We start from the raw sequence: 23,145 nt of genomic DNA on the forward strand, positions 1-23,145 counted from the left end.
CATGCACGCCACGAATGCTTGCCACGGGAGTTGCTGACGCATGATGAGACTGCTCAAGAGAATCGTTCTGTGGGCCCTGCTGCTGGTGCTGGGTGCCGCCGGCATCGGCTGGTTCACGCTGGACAAGGAAACGCGCGGCCTGATCAGCACCTTCCCGACCAACCGCGACCTGCTGTTCTGGAACCTCGAGCAGCGCGATGCGGCCTTCCGCGCGCTCGACCGCATCCCGCTGCTAGCCAAGTGGCGCACCATTCAACCCGCCGCCCAACCGCGCCCCTTGCCGCCGGGCCCGCCACTGGCGCTGCCGCTCGACGTCGATGCCTACATGGCCGGCCAGCGCAGCGCGGCGCTGCTGATCGTGCAGGGCGGCCGGCTGCGGCTGGAACGCTACGGCCTAGGCTTTGACGCCCATGGCCGCTGGACCAGCTTCTCGGTCGCCAAGTCGCTGACCTCCACCCTGGTTGGCGCGGCGCTGCGCGACGGCCACATCAGGAGCATGGACGACAAGGTCAGCGATTACATCCCGGCCATGAAGGGCTCGGCCTACGACGACGTCAGCGTGCGCCAGCTGCTCAGCATGACCTCGGGCGTGCAGTGGAACGAGGACTATGGCGACCCCGACTCCGACGTCGCCCGCTTCAACAACCACCAGCCCGAACCGGGCGCCGATGCGCTGGTGAGCTACATGCGGCGCCTGCCGCGCGCGGCGCCGCCGGGCCAGCGCTGGAACTACAGCACCGGCGAGACCAACCTGGTCGGCGTGCTGGTCAGCCAGGCGGCGAAGCGGCCGATCGCGCAGTACCTGCAGGAAGAGGTGTGGCAGCCGGTCGGCATGGAGCAGCAGGCGACCTGGATCCTCAGCAAGACCGGCCACGAGATCAGTGGCTGCTGCGTGCAGGCGGCCTCGCGTGACTTCGCGCGCTTCGGCCAGTTCATCCTCGAGGGTGCGCGCGTCGATGGCACCAGCGTGGTGCCCGACGGCTGGCTGGGTGAGGCGACCCGCAAGCAGGCCGACATCGGCGAGCCGGGGCGCGGCTACGGCTACCAGTGGTGGACCTACGACGACGGCGCCTTCGCCGCCCGCGGCATCTTCGGCCAGGGCATCTTCATCGACCCGAAGCGCGAGCTGGTGATCGTCTCCAATGCCAACTGGGCCGGTGGTGCACGCGATGAGGTGGCCAGCGCAGCGCGCGAGGACTTCTACCGCGCGGTGCAGCAGGCCGTCGACGACGAGGCGGCCAGGCGCTGAAGCCGTGCCGCCGCCCTCGCATCCGGCATGAACGCGCTGCGCCACTTCCTGCTGGCCCTGCAGTTCTTCACCCGCATCCCGGTCACCGGGCGGCTGGCGGCCTGGGTCGGCTACAGCCCGGAGATGCTGCGTGCCAGTGCGCGGCATTTTCCGGGTGTCGGCTGGGTGGTTGGCGCGGTTGCGGCCGGGGTGCTCGGGCTGGCCTTGACAGTGCTGCCGGCGGGCGCGTCGGGCGCGCTGGTGGCGGCGCTGCTCAGCACCATCGCCAGCGTGTGGCTGACCGGCGCCTTCCACGAGGATGGCCTGGCCGACACCGCCGATGGCCTGGGCGGCGGGCTGACGCGCGAGCGGGCGCTGGCCATCATGAAGGACTCGCGGATCGGCAGCTACGGCACCGTCGCGCTGCTGCTGGCGCTGCTGCTGAAGCTGGCGCTGATTGCGCTGCTCGCCGGGCGCGGCACTGGGTCCGCGATGGCGGCGCTGCTGGGTGCGCACGCGCTGTCGCGCCTGGCGCCCTTGCTGGTGATGCGCGCCTTGCCCTACGTCGGCGAGGCCGATGGCAGCAAGTCGAAACCGCTGGCCGATGCCATCTCGGCCGCCGGCGTGGCGGTCGGCGTGCTGTGGGCCTTGCCGGCGCTGGCCTTGTTCGGATTTGCCGGCGGTGCCGTGGCGGTGCCGATCTGTCTGCTGCTGTGGCTGCTGGCGCTGGCTGCCATGCTGCGGCTGCTGCGGCGGCGCCTGCAGGGCTTCACCGGAGACACGCTGGGCGCCACGCAGCAGGTGTGCGAGCTGGCGCTGTTGCTGGGCCTGGCGGCGGCATGAAATTCGCGCATCGCAGCACGGGCGGGATCGCCCGGCCTCGTCGCCACGGATGGGCGCGATGAGCACGCTCTGGCTCGCGCGCCACGCGCCGGTGCTCGGCGGTGAGGGCCTGTGCTACGGCGCCAGCGATCTGCCGGCCGATGCGGTGGCCAGCCGGGCGGCGGCCGAGGCGCTGGCGGCCCAGCTGCCGACGGGTCTGGCGGCCTACGCCTCGCCGCTGCTGCGCTGCCAGCAGCTCGCGCAAGGCCTGCGGGCCCTGCGTCCGGACCTGCGCATCCAGGACGATGCGCGCCTGCGCGAGATGGATTTCGGCGCTTGGGAAGGGCTGCGCTGGACCGACATTCCGCGAGCCGAGTTCGACCATTGGCTGGCCGACTTCGCCGACGCGCCGCCGGCCGGCAATGGTGAAACCGTGCGCGCACTGATGGCGCGCGTCGCCCAGGCCTGGGCCGACTGGCAGACCAGCGGGCGCGATGCGTTGTGGGTCACGCATGCTGGCGTGATGCGCGCGGCGCTGCTGCTGTCGCGTGGCGTGCAGCTGCCGCCCGGCGGGGCCGACTGGCCGCGCGACGAACTGCCGTTCGGCAGCCTGCTGGTGTTGCATGCGCCTTGACATGCTTCGCGCAGACCGCACCATGCGCAAGGTCGCCGGGCCGAGCAGACAATCGCCTTTCAGGCTGCTTGCTCACCGCCAGCGCGAACACCACATGGAGCACCGGACATGGGCCAACTGATCTCGCACCATTACCCCACGCCGCTTGGCGACATGGTGGCGCTGTTCTCGCCGAAGGGCCTGTGCCTGCTCGAGTTCAGCCAAGACACCAAGGGCCTGGAGCGCGAATGGCGCGACGTCGAACGCCATGCCGGCGCGCCGGCCGTGCCGGGTGAGGACGCGCGCACCCGGGCACTGGGCGAGGAACTGGACGCCTACTTCGAGGGCCGGCTCAAGCGCTTCAGGACCCCGCTCGATCTGGTCGGCACGCCGTTCCAGCGCAGCGTGTGGCAGGCGCTGCAGGAGATCCCCTACGGCCAGACCCGCAGCTACGGCCAGCAGGCGCGCCACATCGGCCGGCCCACCGCCTCGCGCGCCGTCGCCGCCGCCAACGGCCAGAACAAAGTCTCGATCATCGTGCCGTGCCACCGCGTGATCGGCGGCGACGGCCAGCTCACCGGCTACGGTGGTGGCCTGCCGCGCAAGCGCTGGCTGCTGGCGCTGGAAGGCGAGGGCAGGCCGCCGGCGGAGCCATTTCAATCACAAGGACCGCTTGAATGAATCGAGGGCGTGGTGATCACCGAGATCAATGCCGTCAACCTCCGTCAGCATCTCGGCGAGCTGCTCAATCGGGTGCATGACCGCAAGGACAGCATCGTCGTCAGCAAGAACGGCAGGCCGGTGGCGGTGCTGGTCGATGTCGAACTGTTCGGGCGCATCCGCCGCATGCGCGAGCGCTTCGATGCGTTCAGCGACCGCATCGCCGAGGCTTGTGCCACCGTGCCCGAAGCCGACGGCGTGGCCGAGATCGACGCGGCGGTGACCACGGTGCGTCAGCGTTGAGGCGTTGACTCACCACGCGTGCGATGGCCACTCTGTGCTTCGTGCGCGGCACCAAGAGTCAGGATTCAGGCCCGGCGCACGCGGGCGGCGGCGTTTGTCGGGGTTCGCTGCGCTCACCGCCAAGCTACCAGACTGGCCGTGCTGTGGGAGCGGCGGAAGCCGCGAATCCAACGCCGGTTCGCGGCTTCCGCCGGTCCCACGGGGTGAGCTGCGCTGCAGTGCCTACAGCCGCCGGCATCCAAGCCACAATGCCCTGACCGCACCGCCTTTCACGTCGCTCGCCACTCATGCCCCTGTCCTGGAACGAAATCAAGTCCCGCGCCATGGCCTTCAGCCGCCAGTGGGCCGACGCCGGCAACGAGCGCGCGCAGGCGATCGAGTTCTGGATCGACTTCTTCGCCGTCTTCGGCATCACCAACCGGCGCGTGGTCAGCTTCGAGCATGCGGTCAAGAAGCATGGCGGCGGCCAGGGCTTCATCGACCTGTTCTGGCCCGGACAGATGCTGGTCGAGCACAAGTCGCGCGGCAGGCCGCTCGAACCCGCATACGACCAGGCGATGGACTACTTTCCCGGCATCGCCGAGCGCGACCTGCCGCACACCCTGGTGGTGTGCGACTTCGCGCGCTTTCGCGTGATCGACCTGGAGGCGCGCCGCACCTGGGACTTCGCGCTCGCCGACCTGCACAGGCACGTGCGCCTGTTCGGCTTCATCGCCGGCTACAAGGCGCAGGAGATCAGGCCGCAGGATCCGGTCAACATCCGGGCCGCCGAGCGCATGGGCCGCCTGCACGATGCGCTGCGCAAGAGTGGCTATACCGGCCACGCGCTCGAAGTGCTGCTGGTGCGCCTGCTGTTCTGCCTGTTCGCCGACGACACCGCCATCTTTCCAGCCCAGGGCCTGCGCGCCTTCATCGACGAGCGCACCGCGACCGACGGCAGCGACCTCGGCGCGCGCCTGGCGCAGCTGTTCCAGGTGCTCAACACGCCCGAGGACCAGCGCAGCCGCAACCTCGACGATCAGCTGGCAGCCTTTCCCTACGTCAACGGCCGCCTGTTCGAGGAAACGCTGCCCATCGCCGATTTCGATGCCGCTTCGCGCGAGGCGCTGCTCGATGCCAGCGCGCTCGACTGGTCGGCCATCAGCCCGGCCATCTTCGGCAGCCTGTTCCAGTCCATCATGGACGCCAAGGCACGCCGCAACCTGGGCGCGCACTACACCTCGGAGGAGAACATCCTCAAGCTGATCCAGCCGCTGTTCCTCGACGAACTGCGGTCCGAGTTCGCCAGGGTCCGGAGCAACCGCAATCGGCTGTTCGACTTCCACAAGAAGCTGCGGCACCTGAGCTTCCTCGACCCGGCCTGCGGTTGCGGCAACTTCCTGGTCATCAGTTACCGCGAGCTGCGCCTGCTCGAATTGGAGGTGCTGCGCGCCGCGGCCGAATTGCAGGGCCACGCCGGCCAGCGCAGCGTCGACGTGCACAGCCTGATCGGCGTCAACGTCGACCAGTTCTTCGGCATCGAGATCGAGGAATTCCCGGCCCAGATCGCCCAGGTCGCGCTGTGGCTGGTCGACCACCAGATGAACCTGCGCGTCAGCGAGGAATTCGGCCAGTACTTCGCCCGCATCCCGCTCGTCACCAGCCCGCACATCGTGCACGGCAACGCGCTGACCATCGACTGGAACGAGGTGCTGCCGGCGACGCGGTGCAGCTACGTGCTGGGCAATCCGCCGTTCGTGGGACACCAATGGAGAACCCAAGAGCAGATGGCCGACATGGCCCGTATCTGGGGAACGGAAGGGCGTTTTGGCCGTCTCGATTACGTGACTTGCTGGCACCGTCGCACGGTGGAGTACCTGCGTGGAAATACAGCAACAAACGCGGCGCTCGTTTCCACCAACAGCATATGCCAAGGCGAACAAGTGGCCACGTTATGGGGATGGATGCTCGCCAATGGCACGCACATTCATTTCGCGCACCGCACCTTCGCCTGGACCAACGAGGCACGTGGCAAGGCGGCGGTTCACTGCGTCATCATCGGCTTCGGGCTGGAGGATCGGCCAGGCAAGGTCATCTACGAGTACGAAAACGTCAAAGGTGATCCGCACGCCATACAAGCCTCTCATATCAATCCGTACCTGGTTGATGCGCCCGACGTGTTGTTGCCATCGCGAACAGAAACGCCGCCAGGATTGCCTCAACTCAGGAAAGGGAGTCAACCAACAGATGGCGGGCACCTGATATTCACCGAAGCCGAGAAGACTGAGTTTTTGACGCGAGAGCCTAACGCGCAGGCGTGGATACGACCGTACATCGGTGGTGAGGAATTGATCAACGGAAACGGTCGCTGGTGCCTTTGGCTCAAGGGCGCCGCGCCCGCGCAATTACGAGCCATGCCGTTGGTGATGGAGCGCGTCCAGCGCGTGGCGGAGACACGGCGCAAGAGTCCGACGAAGAGCGTGGTCGAATTCGCGGCGTATCCGACCCTTTTCACGCAAGACAGGCAGCCGGATGCGCAGTACCTGGCAATACCGGAGGTGTCGTCGGAGACGCGCCAATACATTCCTATCGGATTTCTCTGGCCACACGTTATTGCGAGCAACCAGCTTCAAATAGCAGTCGGTGCTTCCGCGCTTCACTTTGGAGTCGTTTCAAGCTCGATGTACAACGCTTGGTTGCGACTGGTCGGAGGTCGGATGAAGAGCGATATTCGCCACTCGCCAGCCATCTACAACAACTTCCCCTGGCCCTTCAGCCTGCCGGAAGCCGCTGCCGATTTGGCCGCCGCCGTGCAGTCCGCTCAGGCAGCCATCGAATCCGCTGCGCAGGCCGTGCTCGACGCCCGCGCCCAGTTCCCCGGCAGCAGCCTGGCCGACCTGTACGACCCGCTGACCATGCCGCCCGCGCTGCTGAAGGCGCACCAGAAGCTCGACGCCGCCGTCGACAAGGCCTACCAGCTCGCTGGCGGCCCGCGCAGCTACAAGAACGACGCCGAGCGCGTGGCCTTCCTGTTCACGCTCTACCAGCGCATCACCAGCCTGCTGCCCGCCGCTGCTGCCAAGCCCGGCAGCAGGCGTCGGCGCGCGGCAAGGGACAGTGCGTGAATGTACTCAATTTGAGTACAATTGAAGCAATTTTGAGAACATGAAGAGCCTTGACGTCGAGTTGCTGGGCCGTACCCGCGCGGCGGTCCTGGGGGCACTGCTGCTGCATCCCGAGCGCGCCGTGCACGTGCGCGAGCTGGCGCGCATGACGCAGGCGTCACCGGGTTCCTTGCACCGCGAGCTGCGCTTGCTCGCCGACCTGGGGCTGGTGTTGCGGCACGAGCAGGGGCGGCAGGTGCTGTACCAGGCCAACAAGGTGCATCCGGTGTTCGCCGAGCTGGCGGCGGTGCTGCGCAAGACGGGGGGCGTGGCCGACGTACTGCGCCAGGCCATTGCACCGCTGGGAGATGCGGTGACGCTGGCGTTCGTGTATGGATCGATGGCTGCGGGCACGGCGGGGCCGGTCAGCGACGTGGACGTCATGCTGCTGGGCCGGGTTTCGTTCGCCGACGCGGTGCGCGCGCTGGCGCCGACCTCGCAGGTGCTGGGCCGCGAGGTGAATCCGACGCCGATGGAGGTGGCGGGCTTTGCACGCAAGTGGCGCGAGGGCGATGGCTTCGTGCGTGGTGTGGCGGCAGGCCCGCGCATCTGGCTGAAAGGGGGTGAGCATGAGTTCGCAGAACTTGCAGAACCTGCAAGCGATCGGCCGGCTCAAGGTGCATCAGCCGACGCCTGACGAGTTGCGGCGCTTGCTGGCCGCGGCGGAGCGCAACCTGAAGGACGCGGGCGTCGATGCCATCAGTGATGAAACACGCTTCGATGCCGCCTACAAGGCCATCATGCAGTGCGCGCTGGTGGGCATGATGGCCAGCGGCTACCGGCCTTCGACCAGCGAACCAGGCCATCACCAGACCTTGATCCAGGCTCTGGGTCAGACCCTCGGCGTGAAACCTGAGAGCTGGGTGGTGCTGGATGCCCTGCGCCGCCGTCGCAACGCCAACGATTACACCGGCGATGGGGTCACGCCGGACATGGTCGCCGAATGCGTGGCGCAAGCTGTGGCGCTGCTGCGCCTGGCGCGCGCGAAGGTCGGCGCGCGCTGAGCGGGGCGAGGGCCGTCGGCGGCGGCTGGAGCTTCAGCGTGGCTCGGCGGCGCCGTCCTCATCATCCTCATCGTCGTCGTCATCGTCGTCATCGTCGTCATCGTCGTCATCGAACGCGATGGCGATCGGCTGCTCGCTGAGCTCCTCGATCAGCGTGGCGCGGAACTGTGCCAGGTTGCGCGCCATGTCCTCGGGGCTGAGCGGCTCCTCGCTGTCGGCGTGAAGCAGCACCTCGGGCTGTTCGCTCAGGATGGCGTCGATCCAGCGGTCGGCCAGGTCGGCGGCCAGCAGGGTTTGGGCGGTGGTGTCCATGTCGTGCGCTCCTTCTCGCGGCCGGGCGGGATGCCCAGCCTTCAATGTCCATGCTGCCCGGCGGTTTCGACGCGGGTGTGACAATGAGTCAGCCGGATGTCGGGTACCGAGTCGACCTCGATCGACGTGTGACAGGGGAGCATGACGGTGGCAAGCAGCCGGTTCTACCCTCGTGCCCACGTCGTCTTGACATTTGTTAAGCGTACCAGCCTTGTGGTGAACCCCCTGGCTGCGGGGCGCTCCCACATCCATGTAGGCCGGCGGTGGTCGCTGGCCAGATAGCACGGGCAGTTGGAGACGCGTCAATGGCGTGATCGACCGCCAGCCCGTCAAATTGAAGGAGCACAACATGAACATCATGACATCCTTGCAGCGCCTGACCGCTGCCCTGACGGGCTGGATCGTCCGGCCGGCGTCGGCACACTGCGATACCGCCGACGGCCCGGCGGTGGTCGACGGCCGCCGCGCGCTGGCCTCGGGCAACGCCAACATCGCGCTGAAATGGGTGCACGCGGACGCCGAGGCCGAGCTGCGGCCGATCTTCGAGCGCGCTCTGCGCGTCTACCAGGGTGGCGGCGAGGCTGCCGAGCTGGCCGAGCAGTGGTTCCTGGAGAACCTGGTGCGCATCCACCGTGCCGGCGAGGGTGCGAGCTACGACGGCATCAAGCCGATCGGCACGCACGTGCCGCCGCAGGTTCGCGCGGCCGACGAGGCGCTGGAGCGCGGCAACATCGAACCCTTGCGCGGCCTGATCGACGCCGAGCGCTGGGGCGAGCTGGAGAAGCGCTTCGATCGCGCGCTGGCGCTGAAGAACTTCGACACCGACGACCTGATGGCGGCGCGCGGCTACATGGACGCCTACGTGTCGTTCTTCAAGTACGCCGAAGGCCATGACCACGACCATGCGCACGCGCATGCGGCGCACGGACATGGGCACGCGCACGGCGCGGCGGGACAGCACTGATGTTCTGGCTGACGCGGGTCCGCTCGCACTCGATGGCGCCGACGCTGCGCGATGGCAGCCTGGCGCTGACGCGCAAGCTGGGGCGCCGCACGCCGATCCGGCGCGGCGACCTGGTGGTGGTCGATTCGCCCGAGCTGGGCGAACCGGTCGTCAAGCGCGTGATCGGCCTGCCGGGCGAGCGCGTGACGATCGCGGGCGGCCGCGTCAGCATCGACGGCCGGGCGCTGAGCGAGCCCTACGCCAGCCCATCCATGTTCAATGACAGTTACCAGGTGCCGCCGGCGCATTACTTCCTGCTGGGCGACAACCGCGATGCGTCCAGCGACAGCCGGACCTGGCGCCAGCCCTTCGTCGAACGCGCGGCGCTGGTCGGCCGGCTGTGGACCGGCTGGCGCCACTGAGCGCCGGCAGCGCGCGCCGATAAGATCGGCCGCGTGAGTTCATCCCCGACCCCATCGAAACCTCCACACGCCGCGCGCGTGCACGCCGGAGCCCGGCCATGAGCGCGCGCTGCGTCATGGTGCTGGGCACCAGCAGCGGCGCCGGCAAGAGCTGGATCGCCACCGCGCTGTGCCGCCACTACGCGCGGTGCGGCCTGAAGGTGGTGCCGTTCAAGGCGCAGAACATGAGCAACAACGCGCGCGTGGTGGCAGGCGCGCCGATGGGCGACCACCCCGCCGCCGGGCCGCTCCCAAGGTGGGGTGTGGCCCCCTCGGGGGGCAGCGCAACAGGCGCAGCCGTGGAGCGTGGGGGCACGTGGAGCGCCGCCGGGCCGCTCCCAAGGTGGGGCGTGGCCCCGTCGGGGGGCAGCGCAACAGGCGCAGCCGTGGAGCGTGGGGGCCACGTTCCGGGGGAGATCGGCAGCGCGCAGTACTTCCAGGCACTGGCCGCGCGCGCCGTGCCCGACGTGCGCATGAACCCGCTGCTGCTCAAGCCCGAAGCCGACACGCACAGCCAGGTGGTGCTGCTGGGCCAGGTCAGCCGCGAGCTGACGGCGCTGCCCTGGCGCGGCCGCAGCGAACGCGTCTGGCCGCAGATCGCCGCCGCGCTGGACGCGCTGCGCGCCGAGAACGATGTCGTCGTCATCGAGGGCGCCGGCTCGCCGGCCGAGATCAACCTGATGGCCAGCGACGTGGTGAACCTGCGCGTGGCGCGCCATGCCGACGCACGCTGCCTGCTGGTGGCCGACATCGACCGCGGCGGCGCCTTCGCGCACTTGTTCGGCACCTGGGCGCTGCTGCCGGAGGCCGACCGTGCGCGCATCAAGGGCTTCGTGCTGAACAAGTTCCGTGGCGACGCCGCGCTGCTGGCGCCCGCGCCCGAGCAACTGCAGGCCTTGACCGGCGTGCCGACGGTGGCCGTGGTGCCGATGCGCTTCGGGCATGGCTTGCCGGAGGAGGACGGCGTGTTCGACGATGGCGTGGCGGGCTCGCCATTCCTGCCGGCCGCATCGGAAAGTCGCGAGGAGGGCGGCCTCGCCATCACGCGCATCGCCATCGTCGCCTACCCGCGCATCAGCAACCTCGACGAGTTCCAGCCGCTGAAGAACCTGCCGGGCGTGATGCTGACCTGGGCGCGCGCGCCGTCCGCTCTGCACGGCGCCGACACCATCATCCTGCCGGGCAGCAAGGCCACGGCGAGCGACCTGGCCTGGCTGCGCGCGCAGGGGCTGGACGGCGCCATCGCGCAGCATGCGGCGCGGGGCGGGCGCGTGCTCGGCGTCTGCGGCGGGCTGCAGATGCTGGGCGAAGCGCTGGTCGACGTGCACGGCGTCGAAAGCCAGGGCAACGCGCCGGGACTCGGGCTTCTGCCGCTGGTCACCAGCTTCGAGCCGCGCAAGACGGTGCAGCGCAGCAGCGTGCGTTTCGGCACGCTGGCGGGCGCCTGGTCGGCGCTGGCCGGTGTCGAGGCCAGCGGCTACGAGATCCACAGCGGCCGCACTGCGCAGCACCCGGCCATGGCGGCCAGCGGCGATGTGGCGCGCGAAGTGATCCCTGGCCTGGCCTGGCAGAACCGGACCGGCAACGTGCTGGGCGTGTACCTGCACGGCCTGTTCGAGGACGCCGCGGTGCTGCGGGCCTTGTTCGGCGCGCGGGCGCCGACGCTGGATGCGGTGTTCGACCGGCTGGCCGATGCGCTGGCCGAGGCCAGTGCGCCGGGCGTGCTGGATGCGCTGGTGGCGCCGTGAGCACCGCCGCCGCAGACCCGAGGCGCCTGGCGCTGTAGTGGCTGCAGTGGCTGCAGTCCGCGTGCACCTGGTCGTGCATCCCCGCATAACCAGTCCCGATGGTTTGAGCCTGCGCAAGACTGGGCCTGCCTGACGGCGCGGCGGGCGCATTGGCTTGCATCGCTGGACTAGACTTGGACGATCCGACAACCGTTCAAGCGAAGACCGATGAACCAGCCCGCCACCAGCAGCTCGCCCTACGGCACGCTGCCGCCCGCATCGCCGCTGCCGCAGCGGCGCCCGATCAGCCTGCCGCGCCTGGCGCAGCTGCGTGCCGCCGGCGAGAAGATCACCATGCTCACCGCCTACGACGCCACCTTCGCCGCCGTCGCCGACGCGGCGGGCGTCGAATGCCTGCTGGTCGGCGACTCGCTCGGCATGGTTTGCCAGGGCCTGCCGTCCACCGTCGGCGTGACGCTGGAGACCATGCGCTACCACACCGAAAGCGTGGCGCGCGGGCTGTACCGGGTGCAGGGCACGGCCTGGCTGATCGCCGACCTGCCGTTCGGCAGCTACCACGAGTCGCCCGAGCAGGCGCTGCGCTCGGCCACCACGCTGATGCAGGCCGGCGCCCACATGGTCAAGCTCGAGGGCGGCGGCTGGACCGTGCCGACGGTGCGCTTCCTGGTCGAGCGCGGCATTCCCGTCTGCGCCCACCTGGGCCTGACGCCGCAGACGGTGCACGCGCTCGGCGGCTACCGCGTGCAGGGCCGTGACGACGCGGCAGCGCAGACCCTGCGCCAGCACGCGCTGGAACTGCAGGATGCCGGCGCCGCCATGCTGGTGCTGGAGATGGTGCCGGCTGCGCTGTCGGCCAGCCTGACTGCCGAGCTGCCGCACTGCCACACCATCGGCATCGGCGCCGGCAAGGGCACGGCGGGGCAGGTGCTGGTGATGCACGACATGCTGGGCGTCAACTTGGGCAAGATGGCGAAGTTCGTGCGCAACTTCATGCAGGACGCCGACAGCGTGCCGGCCGCGATCCAGGCCTACGTGCAGGCGGTGAAGGCCGGCAGCTTTCCCGACGACGCGCTGCACGCCTGGTAAACCGCCCGGGCCGGATCGCCTGCGCCTGAGCGCGGATCGCGCCGGGTTGCCGACAGCAACGTGTAGAAATACCTTCCCATGCACATCGTTCACACGCTTTCCGAGCTGCGCCAGGCCCTGCAGGGCGCCCAGCGGCCCAGCTTCGTCGCCACCATGGGCAACCTGCACGCCGGCCATCTGGCCCTGGTCGAGCAGGCCCGGCCGCTGGGCGACGCCACCGTGGCCAGCATCTTCGTCAACCGGCTGCAGTTCCTGCCGCACGAGGACTTCGACAGCTACCCGCGCACCTTCGAGCCCGACTGCGCCAAGCTGCGCGAGGCCGGTTGCGACCTGGTGTTCGCGCCGCGCGAGCAGGATCTGTACCCGGAGCCGCAGACCTTCAAGGTCGTGCCCGACGCGGCCCTGGCCGACCTGCTGGAGGGCGAGTTTCGCCCCGGCTTCTTCACCGGCGTGGCCACCGTGGTGATGAAGCTGTTCATGGCCGTGTTCGCCGGTAAGGCGCAGGGCGTGGCCGTGTTCGGCAAGAAGGACTACCAGCAGCTGATGGTGATCCGCCGCATGGTGCGCCAATTCGCGCTGCCGATCGAGATCGTGGCCGGCGAAACCCGGCGCGCCGAGGACGGGCTGGCGCTGTCTTCGCGCAACAACTACCTGAATCCGGCCGAGCGTGACGAGGCGTTGCAACTGCAGCTGGCCTTGCGCACCCTGGCGCGCGATGCGCTGGCGGCCGCGCACGCCTTGCCCGACAAGCTGCCGGCGCTGGAAGCCGCGGCCCGGCTCGGCCTGGCGGCGCGCGGCTGGCAGCCGGATTACCTCACGGTGCGCCGCCGCGCCGACCTGCTGCCGCCGCAAACCGGTGACGGCGCCGGCCAGCTGGTGGCGCTGGGCGCGGCGCGGCTGGGTGGCACGCGCCTGATCGACAACCTGGAGATCTGAACCGACCCCGACCCGCCTTGCGCGGGATGCCAACCAGTTTTAAGATAACTGTATGAAAACACAGTTATCGATGCTGGGTAACGAGCCCGTGCCTCTGCTGCACGACGCCGAGGGCGGCATCGTGTACTGGCCGCAGGTGGTGCCGGCCGCGCTGCATCGCGCCTGGTTCGACGAGCTGCGCCAGGCCATCGACTGGCACGGCCAGCAGCGCTGGATGTACGAGCGCTCGGTGACGGTGCCGCGGCTGATGGCGCGCCTGCTGCTGGATGACCCGGCGCGGCCGCCGCTGCTGGATGCGGTGGCGGCGGCGGTATGCGGCGTGGCGCCGGCGCCCTACACGCACGCCGGGTTCAACCTGTACCGCGACGGCCGCGACAGCGTGGCGCCGCACAACGACCGCATCGCCGACCTGGCGCCGGGCCAGCCGATCGCCATCCTGTCGCTGGGGGACGCGCGCGAGATGCTGATCCGCGCCAAGACGCCGCCGCACCGCCCTGTGCGTGTGCTGCTGGAGCCCGGCAGCGTGCTGGTGATGAGCCACGCCTCGCAATACACGCACGACCATGGCATTCCAAAGACTGCGCAAACGGTGGGGCCGCGCATCAGCGTGGCGCTGCGGGTGCGCTACCGCCGGTCCGGAGATAGCGGCCAACGACCACGGGGATGGCGGCGTCCAGTTGGCCTGATGCGGCGTCGAGGGCTCAGGGCAGGCTCATCGCACGCAGGCTGGCCTCCACCGCGGCTGCGGCGGCGAGCGGTTTTTCCATCGGGAACAGGTGGGTGCCGTCGATCATCATGACCCGGCCCCTGGCGTACTTGGCAGTCGAGTTCAGCCCGCCGGCCTGCTTGAGCTCGGCCGACTGCAGCCCGCCGATGAAGGCGACCGGACACTTCAGCGGGTGCTTGCGCAGCAGCCGGTCGATGTTGTGCGGCAGGGTGTCGTAGATGTCGGACTCGACCACCGGATCGAAGGCCAGGCGCCAGGTGTCCTCGGCGTCGAAGGTACCGTGGTCGACGTAATCGCGCAGCACCTGTTCGTCCCAGCCGGCGAACATTTTCTTGCCGCGGAAGTGCTGGAACACCGCCGCGCGGTCGTCCCACTGGTTGCGGCGTCGGCGGCTGACCTGGCTGGGTGACAACCGCTTCATCAGCGCGGTGCGCTTGGCCACGCTGACCGCGCCGGCGCGCCAGCCGCGCAGCACCGGCGAGTCCAGCATCACCACGGCGCGCGCCAGTGCCGGGTGTTCGGCCGCACACATCAGGCTCAGGATGCCGCCCAGCGAGTGGCCGACCAGCACCGGCGGCTGGCCGTCATTGGCTTGCTTCTGCTGGCCGGCGAAATCGGCCAGCTGCCGCACCAGGTGCGGCCAGTTGTTGGTGACCGGGTAGTCCGGGTCGTGGCCGAACTTCTCGATCGCGCTCACGGACCAGCCGCGTGCGCGCAGGCTGTCGAGCATGACGCGGTAGGTGCCGGCCGGGAAGCTGTTGCCGTGGGAAAAGACGATGGCGGTCATGGTGGTGGCAGGGACGACGCACCGGCGTGGTGCGCGGCCGGAATCAATCAGTCAGGAAAAGCGACTCATGGGCCCGGTCCAGCGTGACGGAAAAACGCCGGCGGCGGGCCTGGATCGGGCTACATTGCGGTCCAGTTTGTTCTTGTGCAAAGCCGCCATGCCTACGTTCAGGATCGTCGTCGAACACATCGGGCTTGCCGTGGATGCGGCCGGGGTTCTGGTCATCGTGCTGGGTCTGGTGCTGGCGCTGGGCCGGTACCTCAGCGTCCACCGGCGCCAGCCGCAGGGGTTGCAGCGGCTGTGCCATGACATGGGGCAGGGCATTCTGCTGGGTCTGGACATCCTGATCGCCGCCGACATCATCCGCACCGTCGCCGTGACGCCGACGCTGGAGAGCGCCGGTGTGCTGGGGCTGATCGTGCTGATCCGGACCTTCCTGAGCATGGCGCTGCAGGTGGAGCTGGAAGGCGACTGGCCGTGGCGGCGTGCCCGTGAGCGGCCGCCGCAAGCCTGAGCTGGTCCGCCATGGCCGGCGCGAGCGCGTCACGGTGTGCAAGAGCGCACGGAGCTGATCGATGCGGCATCAGATCAGCCGCTCGTCCGCCTTGGTGATCTTCTTCAGCGGCGGATGGCGCGGCGATGCGACCTTGAGCGGGATCTCGGTCTGCTCGCCGTTCCACTGCGGATCCTCGATGCTGTCGAACACCGCGCGCAGGCGCTGGCCCCAGCTCTCGTGCAGCATGCGGAAGTAGGGGTTGTTGCCGTCGATGCAGACGATGCGATCGGAGCGCAGCGCATCGGTCTCATACACCACCAGATCGAGCGGCAGGCCGACCGAGAGGTTGGACATCATGGTCGAATCCATCGACACCAGCGCGCACTTGGCGGCCTCGTCCAGTTGTGTGTCGGGTGTGATCACGCGGTCCAGCACCGGCTTGCCGTACTTGGACTCGCCGATCTGGAGGTAGGGCGTCTCGGGCGTCGATTCGATGAAGTTGCCGGCCGAATACACCATGAACAGGCGCATGCCTTCGCCCGCGATCTGGCCGCCGAAGATCAGCGAGACATTGAACTCGAGCCCCGCATGGCGCAGCGCGGCGCCGTCGCGCTGGTTGATGTGGCGCACCGCCGCGCCCAGCACCTGGACGGCCTCGAACATGCTGCGCGCGTTCCAGATCGTGATCGCCTCGCCGCTTTCCGCATCACGGATCGCCTCGGTCTGCAGGATCTCGCGCACCGACTGCGAGATCGACAGGTTGCCGGCCGAGAGCATGACCATGAAGCGGTCGCCCGGGCGCTCGTAGACCAGCATCTTGCGGTAGGTGCTGATCGAGTCGACGCCGGCGTTGGTGCGCGAATCCGACAGGAACACCATGCCTTCATTGATCTTGATGGCGCAGCAATAGGTCATGAGGCTGTGATGGCCGGCGAACGCGCCACGGCGCGCTCATTTCGGCAGGAGTTGCTTCAGTCGGTACAGCGCGTCCAGCGCATCGCGCGGGCTCAGCGCGTCCGGGTCGATGCCCTCGAGTGCCGATTCTACGGGCGAGGGTTCGGCGGCGTCCGCCATCGGTGGCGGCGCGAACAGGTCGACCTGGGCGCGCTGCTGCGTCGCGCCGCGCTCGAGCTCGCTCAGCACGTGCCGCGCATGATTGACCACCGGCGCCGGCACGCCGGCCAGACGCGCCACCTGGATGCCGTAGCTGCGGCTGGCCGGGCCGGCCTGCAGCTCGTGCAGGAACACGATGTTGTGTCCGCTCTCGGCCGCGCTGACGTGCACGTTGACGGCCGCGCGGTGCGTGGCCGGGAATTCGGTCAGCTCGAAGTAGTGGGTGGCAAACAGCGTGAAGCACTGGGTCTTGTCGTGCAGTTGCGCGGCGATGCCGCTGGCCAGCGCCAGGCCGTCGAAGGTGCTGGTGCCGCGGCCGATCTCGTCCATCAGCACCAGCGACTCGCGCGTGGCGGTGTGCAGGATCTGCGCCGCCTCGGTCATCTCCAGCATGAAGGTGGACTGCGCGTTGGCCAGGTCGTCGGCGGCGCCGATGCGGGTGTGGATGGCGTCGATCGGGCCGAGCCGGCAGCTTTGCGCCGGCACGTAGGAGCCCATGCTCGCCAGCAGCGCGATCAGCGCCACCTGGCGCATGTAGGTGCTCTTGCCGCCCATGTTGGGGCCGGTGATGACCTGCATCCGCGCCTTGGGGCCGAGCACCGTGTCGTTGGCGATGAAGGGCGCGCCGCTGGTCTCGGCCAGCCGGCTTTCCACCACCGGGTGGCGGCCGCCGCGGATCTCGATGCAGGGCTCGCGCACAAAGCTCGGCGCGCACCAACTCAGGGTCAGCGAGCGCTCGGCCAGACAGCTTAGCGCGTCCAGCGCGGCGATGGCGCGGGCGAAGCGGGTGAGCTGCGGCACGTGGGGCTGCAGCGCCTCCAGCAGATGCTCGTACAGCCACTTCTCGCGCGCCAGCGCGCGCTCCTGCGCGCTGAGCGCCTTGTCCTCGAAGGCCTTCAGCTCGGGCGTGATGAAACGCTCGGCGTTCTTCAGTGTCTGGCGGCGGCGGTAGTCCTCGGGCACCTTGGACGCCTGGCCCAGTGTGACCTCGATGTAGAAGCCATGCACCTTGTTGAACTGCACGCGCAGGTTGGCGATGCCGGTGCGCTCGCGCTCGCGCGCTTCCAGCTCGATCAGGAAGGCGTCGCAGTTGTCGGTAATGGCGCGCAGCTCATCCAGCTCCTCGTCCAGTCCGGGCGCGATCACGCCGCCATCGCGGATCAGGGCGGCCGGCTCGTCAAGCAGCGCCGCCTGCAGCAGATCGAGCGCTTCGGCGGGCGGCGCCAGATCGATCGCGATGCGGGCCAGCAGCGGCTCCGGGCGGCCATCGAGCAGTGCGAGCAGCCCCTGCTTTTGCAGCGCCAGGCGCAGTGCCACCAGTTCGCGCGGGCGCACCTGGCCCAGCGCCAGGCGGGCGGTGATGCGCTCGACATCGCTGGTGCCCTTCAGCTGCGCGCGCAGCTGCTGCCACAGGCCGTGCTCGCGCAGCGCGCCGATGGCGGCCAGCCGCGCGCCGGCGTCGGCGCGGTCGCGCGCGGGCGCCAGCAGCCAGCTCCTGAGCTGGCGGCTGCCCATGCCGGTCATGCAGCTGTCGAGCAGCGAGAACAGCGTGGGTGCGTCCTCGCCGCGCAGGGTCTGCACCAGCTCCAGGTTGCGGCGCGTGGTGGCGGGCAGGTCGATCAGCTCGCCCGGCCGCTCGACCACCACGTCGTGCACGTGCGTCAGCGCGCGGCCCTGCGTGTGCTCGGCATAGGCCAGCAGGGCGGCGGCGGCGGCGTGCGCCTGCGGCAGGTCCTCGGCGTTCCAGGCGGCCAGGCTGGCGGTCTGCAGCTGCTCCAGCAGCTTGCCGCGACCCAGCGCGGCGTCGAACTGGAACCCGGGCCGGTGGGTGAGGGCGGGTGCGCGACCTGTTGCCGGCCGCAGCGTGCGCAGGTGCTGCTCGAGGGCCGGCGCGGCATCCTGCGGCAGCAGCAGTTCGCTGGGCGCGATGCGTTCCAGCCAGCCGGGCAGTTCGGCAGGCGTGCATTCGGCCAGGTGCACCACGCCTTGCGTCACCGCCAGCCAGGCCAGGCCGCAGCGGTTGCGCGCGCCCGGTTGCACGGCCAGCAGCATCGATTCGCTCTTGTCGGCGAGCAACTCGGCATCGGTCAGTGTGCCGGGCGTGACCACGCGCACCACCTTGCGCTCGACCGGGCCTTTCGCCGTGGCGACGTCACCGACCTGCTCGCAGATGGCGACCGATTCGCCCAGCTTGATCAGCCGCGCCAGATAGCCCTCGACGGAATGAAAGGGCACGCCCGCCATCAGGATCGGCTGCCCGGCCGACTGCCCGCGCGTGGTGAGCGTGATGTCCAGCAGGCCGGCGGCCTTCTCGGCGTCGGCGTAGAACATCTCGTAGAAGTCGCCCATGCGGTAGAACAGCAGGGTGTCGGGGAAGTCGGCCTTCAGGCGCAGGTACTGCGCCATCATCGGCGTGTGCCCTGCCTCGACGCCATCCGCAAGCCCTTGGTTTCCCTGGCTTTGGCGCTCTAACGCTTTGCTCTGCTTGGACATTTTCTTGCTTGGTCGCTGCTGGCCCGGCTGTTGCGCGCCTTTATTGACACTGCACCGCACCTGGCTGCTCAGCGTAGCTTAGCGTGCTGTCTTCTTCGCCCGCGTGCTGGCTTCGAAGTGGCCGATGACGATGTCCATCAGCTCCTCCGTGACCTGATCCTGGCGCACGCCGGAGGCCTGGCGGCGCACGGCGTCCAGGCGTTCGTCGACCGACTGCTCGGCCTGCTGCATCAGGGCCAGCCGGGCCGCGTTCTCGGTCACCATGGCCTCGGCCGAAGCATGGAACACGCTGGCGAAGAGGTGGCTGCGCAGCAGTGCCGCCAGCAGCGCCGTCGGCGCCATGCTGAAGTCGGGCAGGGCGCGCCCGGGCCAGGGTTTGGGCGCTTGCAGCAGGCTGCGCTCCAGCGGCAGCAGGGGCACCGTGACGACGCCGCGCTCGCCGCGTTCCAGGCGGCGCGTATGGATCAGGTCGACGGTCAGGCTGAGCAGGGGCAGGCCGCGTGCCAGGCGTTCGAGCTGGCTGACGATCCGGCTGGCCAGCCGTCCGATGCCGTCGACCGAGGCCGGCGGCGTGAGCCGCTGGTCGACCGCGATGCCGCGCTCGGCCAGGGCGGCCTCGAGCTTGGCGCCGATGCACAGCACGGTGGTCGGGCGCGTGCTGCCGTCGGCGAGGCGGCGCTCGGCGACGCGCGCCACCGCCTCGTTGTAGTTGCCGCAGAAGCCGTGGTCGGAGCCGAAGGCTACCAGCACCTGCCGCTGCACCGCCAGCTCGTCGACCACGATCTGCCCGCCCATGCGGTAGGCGAATGCGGCGAAGCCATGGCGCACGGTGCGCCGATGGCCTTCGATGGCCGAGGCGGCGCGCTCGTAGGGTGTGGCGTTGATGGCGGCCAGCGTCTTCATGGTGCGCACCACGCTGCGGATGCTGGTCAGGGTCTGCTCCTGCCGGGTCAGCTGCTCCAGCGTGTGCGCCATCAGTGCTCCCGCGGATGGGCCACATCGGCCAGGGCCTGGCGCGCTGCCGCGACGAGGCGCTGCCGATCGTCGTCGGGCAGGCTGCCGCCGGCGGCGATGCGCGGCTCCAGTTCGGCCAGCGCCTGCAGCGCGGCCGCGCGCACCGCGGCCATGGCCCGCGGCAAGCGGGCCTCGGCGATGTCGTCGAACAGGCCCTCCATGGCCGCCGTCAGCACCGCCAGCTGCTCCAGCGTCGACATCGGATCGCGCTCGGCCTGGCGCAGCGCGGCGCGCACGGCGGCGCCGCGCGCCAGGCGGGCGCGCACGCCGTGATCCAGGCGGGTGCCGAAGCGGGCGAAGTCCTCCAGCTCCTCGAACTGCGACAGCGTCACCCGTAGGTTGCCGGCGACGCTGCGCAGCGCGCGCCCCTGCGCCTTGCCGCCGACGCGCGACACCGACAGGCCCAGGTCCACGGCCGGGAACTGGTTGCGGCGCACCAGCCGCGGCGACAGGTAGATCTGCCCGTCGGTGATCGAGATCAGGTTGGTCGGGATGTAGGCCGACAGGTTCTCGGCCTCGGTCTCGACCACCGGCAAGACGGTGATCGAGCCGCCGCCGCGTTCGCCGCCGAACTGCCCGGCGCGCTCGAGCAGGCGCGCATGCACGTAGAAGATGTCGCCCGGAAAGGCTTCGCGGCCGGGCGGGCGGCGCATCAGCAGCGACAGCTCCCGGTAGGCGCGCGCGTGGTGCGTCATGTCGTCGATGACCAGCAGCACGTCGCGCTGCTGGGCCGCCAGGTGCTCGGCCATCGCCATCGCGGCGTAGGGCGCCGTGTAGGCCAGGCCGGGCGCTTCCTCGTCGCCGCTGTGCAGCACGATGCTGCGCGGCAGCAGGCCGCCCTGCCGCAGGGCGTGGATGACGTGCGCCACCGCGTCGCCGCGCTGGCCGACGGCGCAGTAGATGCAGATCAGCTGCGAGCGGCGCTGGTTGAGCATGGCGTCGACGGCCAGCGAGGTCTTGCCGGTCTGGCGGTCGCCGATGATGAGCTGGCGCTGACCCAGGCCGACCGGGATCGCGGCGTCGACGGCCGTGAGGCCGGTCGCCAGCGGCCGCGCCACCGGCGCCCGCTCCAGGATTGATGCGGCCTCGGCTTCCACTGGCACGCTGACCAGGCTGTTGATGGGGCCGAGGCCGTCGCGCGGACGCCCGAGCGCATCCACGACGCGGCCCAGCAGGGCCGGCCCCACGGGGACGCTGACGACCTTGCGCGTGCGGTGCACGGCCTCACCGACCCGCATCGATTCGGCCGGCCCGAGCAGGATGACGCCCAGGCGGCCAGGCTCCAGGTCGAACACCTGGCCTTGCACGCCGCTGGCGAACAGCACCAACTCGTCGGCCAGCGCGCGGGCCAGGCCGGAGACCACCGCCACGCCGGCGCCGACTTCGGTCACGACGCCGGACTCGGTCAGGACCGGCTGAGGTTGCGGTGCCTCGATCAGGCCCTGGCGCCACTGCTCGAAAGCGTGCGCGGACGCCGCGCCGCGCTCATCTGGCATCGGCTGCTCCGGCGTCTGGCTGATGGGCAGGGCCCAGGTGTGATTCGGGCGCCTGGGTTTGCACCAGGGCCGCATCGAGCTCATCCAGGTAGCTGTCGATGGTCCATTCCAGGCGCGCACCGCCGGCCTCGATGATGACGCCGGGGGACTGAGCGTCATCGACGACGAAGCGCGGTTCGATGCCGCCCATGGCGTGGCTCAGTGCGGCGGCCAGCGGCGCCCTGGCGTCGGCATCCAGCGGGTGCTGGGTGCGGACCACGGCCTCGCGCGCCGGGCCGGCGGCGGCGCCGAGCTCGTCACTCCGTGGCGCCACGTGCCGTGCGGCAAGCTGGCGCGCGATGGCTGCCTCGAGCCGTTCATCGGCCAGGTCATGCAACGCTTTGCGCGTCAGCTCCAGCAGCGTCGATGCGCCGGCGCGCTGCAGGCGCTCGGTGAATTCCTGGCGTTCGTGGGCCAGGTGGCGCTGCCAGTCGCCCTTCTCGCGCTCGCGCTGGGCGCGGGCCTCGTCCAGCAGTTGCTGGCGCTCGTGCTCGGTGGCACGCAGCGCCGCGGCCACCTCGTCCTGCTGCGCCGATTGCGTTCGCTCGTAGAGCTGTTGGTAGCGCTGCTCGGCGGCCTGCGCCTCGGCGCGCGCGGCGTCGGCGGCGGCCATGCGCTGCGCGATCTCGGCTTCGCGTGCGTCGATGCCGTCCAGGATGGGGCGGTACAGAAAGCGCTTGAGCAGCCAGACCAGCAGCAGGAAGTTGGCCAGCTGCGCCACCACGGTGACCCAGTCGATCGACATGCCGATCAGCCTCCGATCGCCGGCCGCACCGCGTCCCAGAATGGGTTGGCGAAGATCAGGATGAGGGCGACGACGAAGCAGTAGATGCCCGAGGATTCGACCATGGCCAGGCTGACGAACAGCGTGCGCGAGAGCGCCGGTGCTGCGTCCGGCTGCTGGGCGATGGCCGACATCGCCGCGGCGGCGGCGCGGCCTTCGCCCATGGCGGCGCCGAACGAACCGATGGCCACCGTCAGGCCGGCGGTAATGATGGAAATCACGGCGATCAGGCTCATGTCGATCATGGGACGTTCTCCAGTTGGGCGACGGTCTTCGGGTCGGCCATGGCCGAGGAGATGTAGACCGTCGCCAGGATGGCAAAGATATAGGCTTGGATCAGGCCGACCAGCAGGCCGAGCAGCTCCATCACCACGGGGAAGAAAAACGGCGCGATGCTGAGGATGATGGCAGCGATGACCGCGCCGCTCATGACATTGCCGTACAGGCGGATCGACAGCGAGATCGCCTTCGAGAATTCGCCCAGGATGTTCATCGGCAACAGCAGCACGGTCGGCTGCGTGAAGCTGCGCAGATAGTGGCCCAGGCCGCCGTGGCCGATGGAGAAGATCGGCACCGCCAGCAGCACCGCCAGGGTCAGGGCCAGTGTCGTGGACAGCGACCCGGTCGGCGAGCGGAAGCCCGGCACCAGGGCCAGCAGGTTGGCGGTGGCGATGAACAGGAACAAGGTGCCGGCGAAGTACATGACCGGGTGCACCGAGCGCTGGGCGACGGCGTGGACCTGTTCCTGGATCATCAGCACCAGCACCTCCAGCGCATTGCGCAGGCGGCCGGGCGGCGTGTCGGGGCGCAGCCGGCGCGTCACCAGCCAGGAGACGCCCACCAGCAGCGCCATCACGATCCAGGTGTTGACGATGGTGGCATTGAGCCGGATGAAGCCGAACTCGAAAAGAATGCGGCTGTCGGGGGTCAGCTCCAT

General features: G+C 69.5%; 24 protein-coding genes. 15 read left to right on the forward strand and 9 right to left on the reverse strand.

The annotated features are described in order from the left end of the window. Nucleotides 1–40: 40 nt before the first annotated feature. The 8 genes from PK606_RS00535 to PK606_RS00570 all read left to right on the forward strand — a co-directional run bounded on the left by PK606_RS00535 (nucleotide 41) and on the right by PK606_RS00570 (nucleotide 7,773). Nucleotides 41–1,249 carry a serine hydrolase domain-containing protein gene (locus tag PK606_RS00535; protein WP_324559447.1) on the forward strand — a complete coding sequence of 403 codons (1,209 nt, stop codon included), beginning with the start codon at nucleotides 41–43 and terminating at the stop codon, nucleotides 1,247–1,249. Between the two features lie 27 nt (nucleotides 1,250–1,276). Next, a complete protein-coding gene (locus PK606_RS00540; protein ID WP_324559449.1) occupies nucleotides 1,277–2,071 on the forward strand; it encodes an adenosylcobinamide-GDP ribazoletransferase in 795 nt (264 codons plus the stop codon). Between the two features lie 58 nt (nucleotides 2,072–2,129). After that, nucleotides 2,130–2,684, forward strand: a complete 555-nt coding sequence (locus PK606_RS00545) for a histidine phosphatase family protein (protein WP_324559451.1) — start codon at nucleotides 2,130–2,132, stop codon at nucleotides 2,682–2,684. A gap of 108 nt (nucleotides 2,685–2,792) precedes the next feature. Further along, complete coding sequence (locus PK606_RS00550; protein ID WP_324559453.1) at nucleotides 2,793–3,344, forward strand: methylated-DNA--[protein]-cysteine S-methyltransferase; 552 nt, start codon at nucleotides 2,793–2,795, stop codon at nucleotides 3,342–3,344. Between the two features lie 9 nt (nucleotides 3,345–3,353). Further along, nucleotides 3,354–3,626, forward strand: a complete 273-nt coding sequence (locus tag PK606_RS00555; RefSeq protein WP_324559455.1) for a type II toxin-antitoxin system Phd/YefM family antitoxin — start codon at nucleotides 3,354–3,356, stop codon at nucleotides 3,624–3,626. Nucleotides 3,627–3,949: 323 nt separating this feature from the next. Then, complete coding sequence (locus PK606_RS00560; RefSeq protein WP_324559628.1) at nucleotides 3,950–6,730, forward strand: DNA methyltransferase; 2,781 nt, start codon at nucleotides 3,950–3,952, stop codon at nucleotides 6,728–6,730. Nucleotides 6,731–6,770: 40 nt separating this feature from the next. Then, complete coding sequence (locus tag PK606_RS00565) at nucleotides 6,771–7,406, forward strand: nucleotidyltransferase domain-containing protein (RefSeq protein WP_324559457.1); 636 nt, start codon at nucleotides 6,771–6,773, stop codon at nucleotides 7,404–7,406. Then, entirely contained in the window at nucleotides 7,339–7,773 is a 435-nt protein-coding gene (locus PK606_RS00570; protein WP_324559459.1) for a DNA-binding protein, read from the forward strand. The genes PK606_RS00565 and PK606_RS00570 overlap by 68 nt, the downstream gene beginning before the upstream one ends. A 33-nt stretch (nucleotides 7,774–7,806) precedes the next feature. On the opposite strand, the gene PK606_RS00575 is transcribed toward PK606_RS00570, so the two are convergent. Then, nucleotides 7,807–8,085, reverse strand: coding sequence for a hypothetical protein (locus PK606_RS00575; protein WP_324559461.1), 279 nt, complete (start codon nucleotides 8,083–8,085; stop codon nucleotides 7,807–7,809). Between the two features lie 349 nt (nucleotides 8,086–8,434). Here PK606_RS00575 and PK606_RS00580 point away from each other — a divergent pair, with 349 nt between their 5' ends. The 6 genes from PK606_RS00580 to PK606_RS00605 all read left to right on the forward strand — a co-directional run bounded on the left by PK606_RS00580 (nucleotide 8,435) and on the right by PK606_RS00605 (nucleotide 14,058). Then, on the forward strand, nucleotides 8,435–9,049 hold the full coding sequence (locus PK606_RS00580; RefSeq protein ID WP_324559463.1) for a DUF6448 family protein: 615 nt from the start codon (nucleotides 8,435–8,437) through the stop codon (nucleotides 9,047–9,049). Beyond that, entirely contained in the window at nucleotides 9,049–9,450 is a 402-nt protein-coding gene (gene lepB / locus PK606_RS00585; RefSeq protein WP_324559465.1) for a signal peptidase I, read from the forward strand. The genes PK606_RS00580 and lepB overlap by 1 nt, the downstream gene beginning before the upstream one ends. A gap of 98 nt (nucleotides 9,451–9,548) precedes the next feature. Further along, the gene (locus PK606_RS00590) at nucleotides 9,549–11,237 is read left to right on the forward strand and encodes a cobyric acid synthase (protein ID WP_324559467.1); all 1,689 of its coding nucleotides are present in this window, start codon (nucleotides 9,549–9,551) and stop codon (nucleotides 11,235–11,237) included. Nucleotides 11,238–11,444: 207 nt separating this feature from the next. Then, complete coding sequence (panB, locus tag PK606_RS00595; RefSeq protein WP_324559469.1) at nucleotides 11,445–12,323, forward strand: 3-methyl-2-oxobutanoate hydroxymethyltransferase; 879 nt, start codon at nucleotides 11,445–11,447, stop codon at nucleotides 12,321–12,323. 78 nt (nucleotides 12,324–12,401) lie between these two features. Beyond that, nucleotides 12,402–13,259, forward strand: a complete 858-nt coding sequence (gene panC, locus PK606_RS00600) for a pantoate--beta-alanine ligase (RefSeq protein WP_324559471.1) — start codon at nucleotides 12,402–12,404, stop codon at nucleotides 13,257–13,259. A 52-nt stretch (nucleotides 13,260–13,311) separates the two neighbouring features. Beyond that, a complete protein-coding gene (locus PK606_RS00605) occupies nucleotides 13,312–14,058 on the forward strand; it encodes an alpha-ketoglutarate-dependent dioxygenase AlkB (protein WP_324559473.1) in 747 nt (248 codons plus the stop codon). On the opposite strand, the gene PK606_RS00610 is transcribed toward PK606_RS00605, so the two are convergent. Continuing rightward, entirely contained in the window at nucleotides 13,961–14,773 is an 813-nt protein-coding gene (locus tag PK606_RS00610) for an alpha/beta fold hydrolase (protein ID WP_324559475.1), read from the reverse strand. The two genes, PK606_RS00605 and PK606_RS00610, sit on opposite strands and share 98 nt — an antisense overlap. Between PK606_RS00610 and PK606_RS00615 the strand changes: the two genes are divergently transcribed. After that, a complete protein-coding gene (locus tag PK606_RS00615; RefSeq protein WP_324559477.1) occupies nucleotides 14,763–15,287 on the forward strand; it encodes a DUF1622 domain-containing protein in 525 nt (174 codons plus the stop codon). The two genes, PK606_RS00610 and PK606_RS00615, sit on opposite strands and share 11 nt — an antisense overlap. A gap of 69 nt (nucleotides 15,288–15,356) precedes the next feature. Here PK606_RS00615 and PK606_RS00620 read toward each other — a convergent pair whose 3' ends face one another. From PK606_RS00620 to PK606_RS00650, 7 genes are all read right to left on the reverse strand, one after another. Further along, a complete protein-coding gene (locus tag PK606_RS00620; RefSeq protein ID WP_324559479.1) occupies nucleotides 15,357–16,184 on the reverse strand; it encodes a proteasome-type protease in 828 nt (275 codons plus the stop codon). Nucleotides 16,185–16,220: 36 nt separating this feature from the next. Then, entirely contained in the window at nucleotides 16,221–18,791 is a 2,571-nt protein-coding gene (gene mutS, locus PK606_RS00625; RefSeq protein WP_324559481.1) for a DNA mismatch repair protein MutS, read from the reverse strand. Between the two features lie 162 nt (nucleotides 18,792–18,953). Further along, nucleotides 18,954–19,850 carry a F0F1 ATP synthase subunit gamma gene (locus PK606_RS00630; protein WP_324559483.1) on the reverse strand — a complete coding sequence of 299 codons (897 nt, stop codon included), beginning with the start codon at nucleotides 19,848–19,850 and terminating at the stop codon, nucleotides 18,954–18,956. Next, nucleotides 19,850–21,385, reverse strand: coding sequence for a F0F1 ATP synthase subunit alpha (locus PK606_RS00635; RefSeq protein WP_324559485.1), 1,536 nt, complete (start codon nucleotides 21,383–21,385; stop codon nucleotides 19,850–19,852). Before PK606_RS00635 ends, PK606_RS00630 begins: the two co-directional genes overlap by 1 nt. After that, nucleotides 21,375–22,169 (reverse strand): F0F1 ATP synthase subunit delta, encoded by a 795-nt coding sequence (locus PK606_RS00640; protein WP_324559487.1) that lies wholly within the window; start codon nucleotides 22,167–22,169, stop codon nucleotides 21,375–21,377. Before PK606_RS00640 ends, PK606_RS00635 begins: the two co-directional genes overlap by 11 nt. Before the next feature lie 5 nt (nucleotides 22,170–22,174). After that, nucleotides 22,175–22,453: a F0F1 ATP synthase subunit C gene (locus tag PK606_RS00645; protein ID WP_324559489.1), complete on the reverse strand. Its 279-nt coding sequence runs from the start codon at nucleotides 22,451–22,453 to the stop codon at nucleotides 22,175–22,177. Beyond that, the gene (locus tag PK606_RS00650; RefSeq protein ID WP_324559491.1) at nucleotides 22,450–23,145 is read right to left on the reverse strand and encodes a F0F1 ATP synthase subunit A; all 696 of its coding nucleotides are present in this window, start codon (nucleotides 23,143–23,145) and stop codon (nucleotides 22,450–22,452) included. Before PK606_RS00650 ends, PK606_RS00645 begins: the two co-directional genes overlap by 4 nt.

Source organism: Ottowia sp., from assembly GCF_035444425.1.
GTDB lineage: Bacteria > Pseudomonadota > Gammaproteobacteria > Burkholderiales > Burkholderiaceae_C > Ottowia.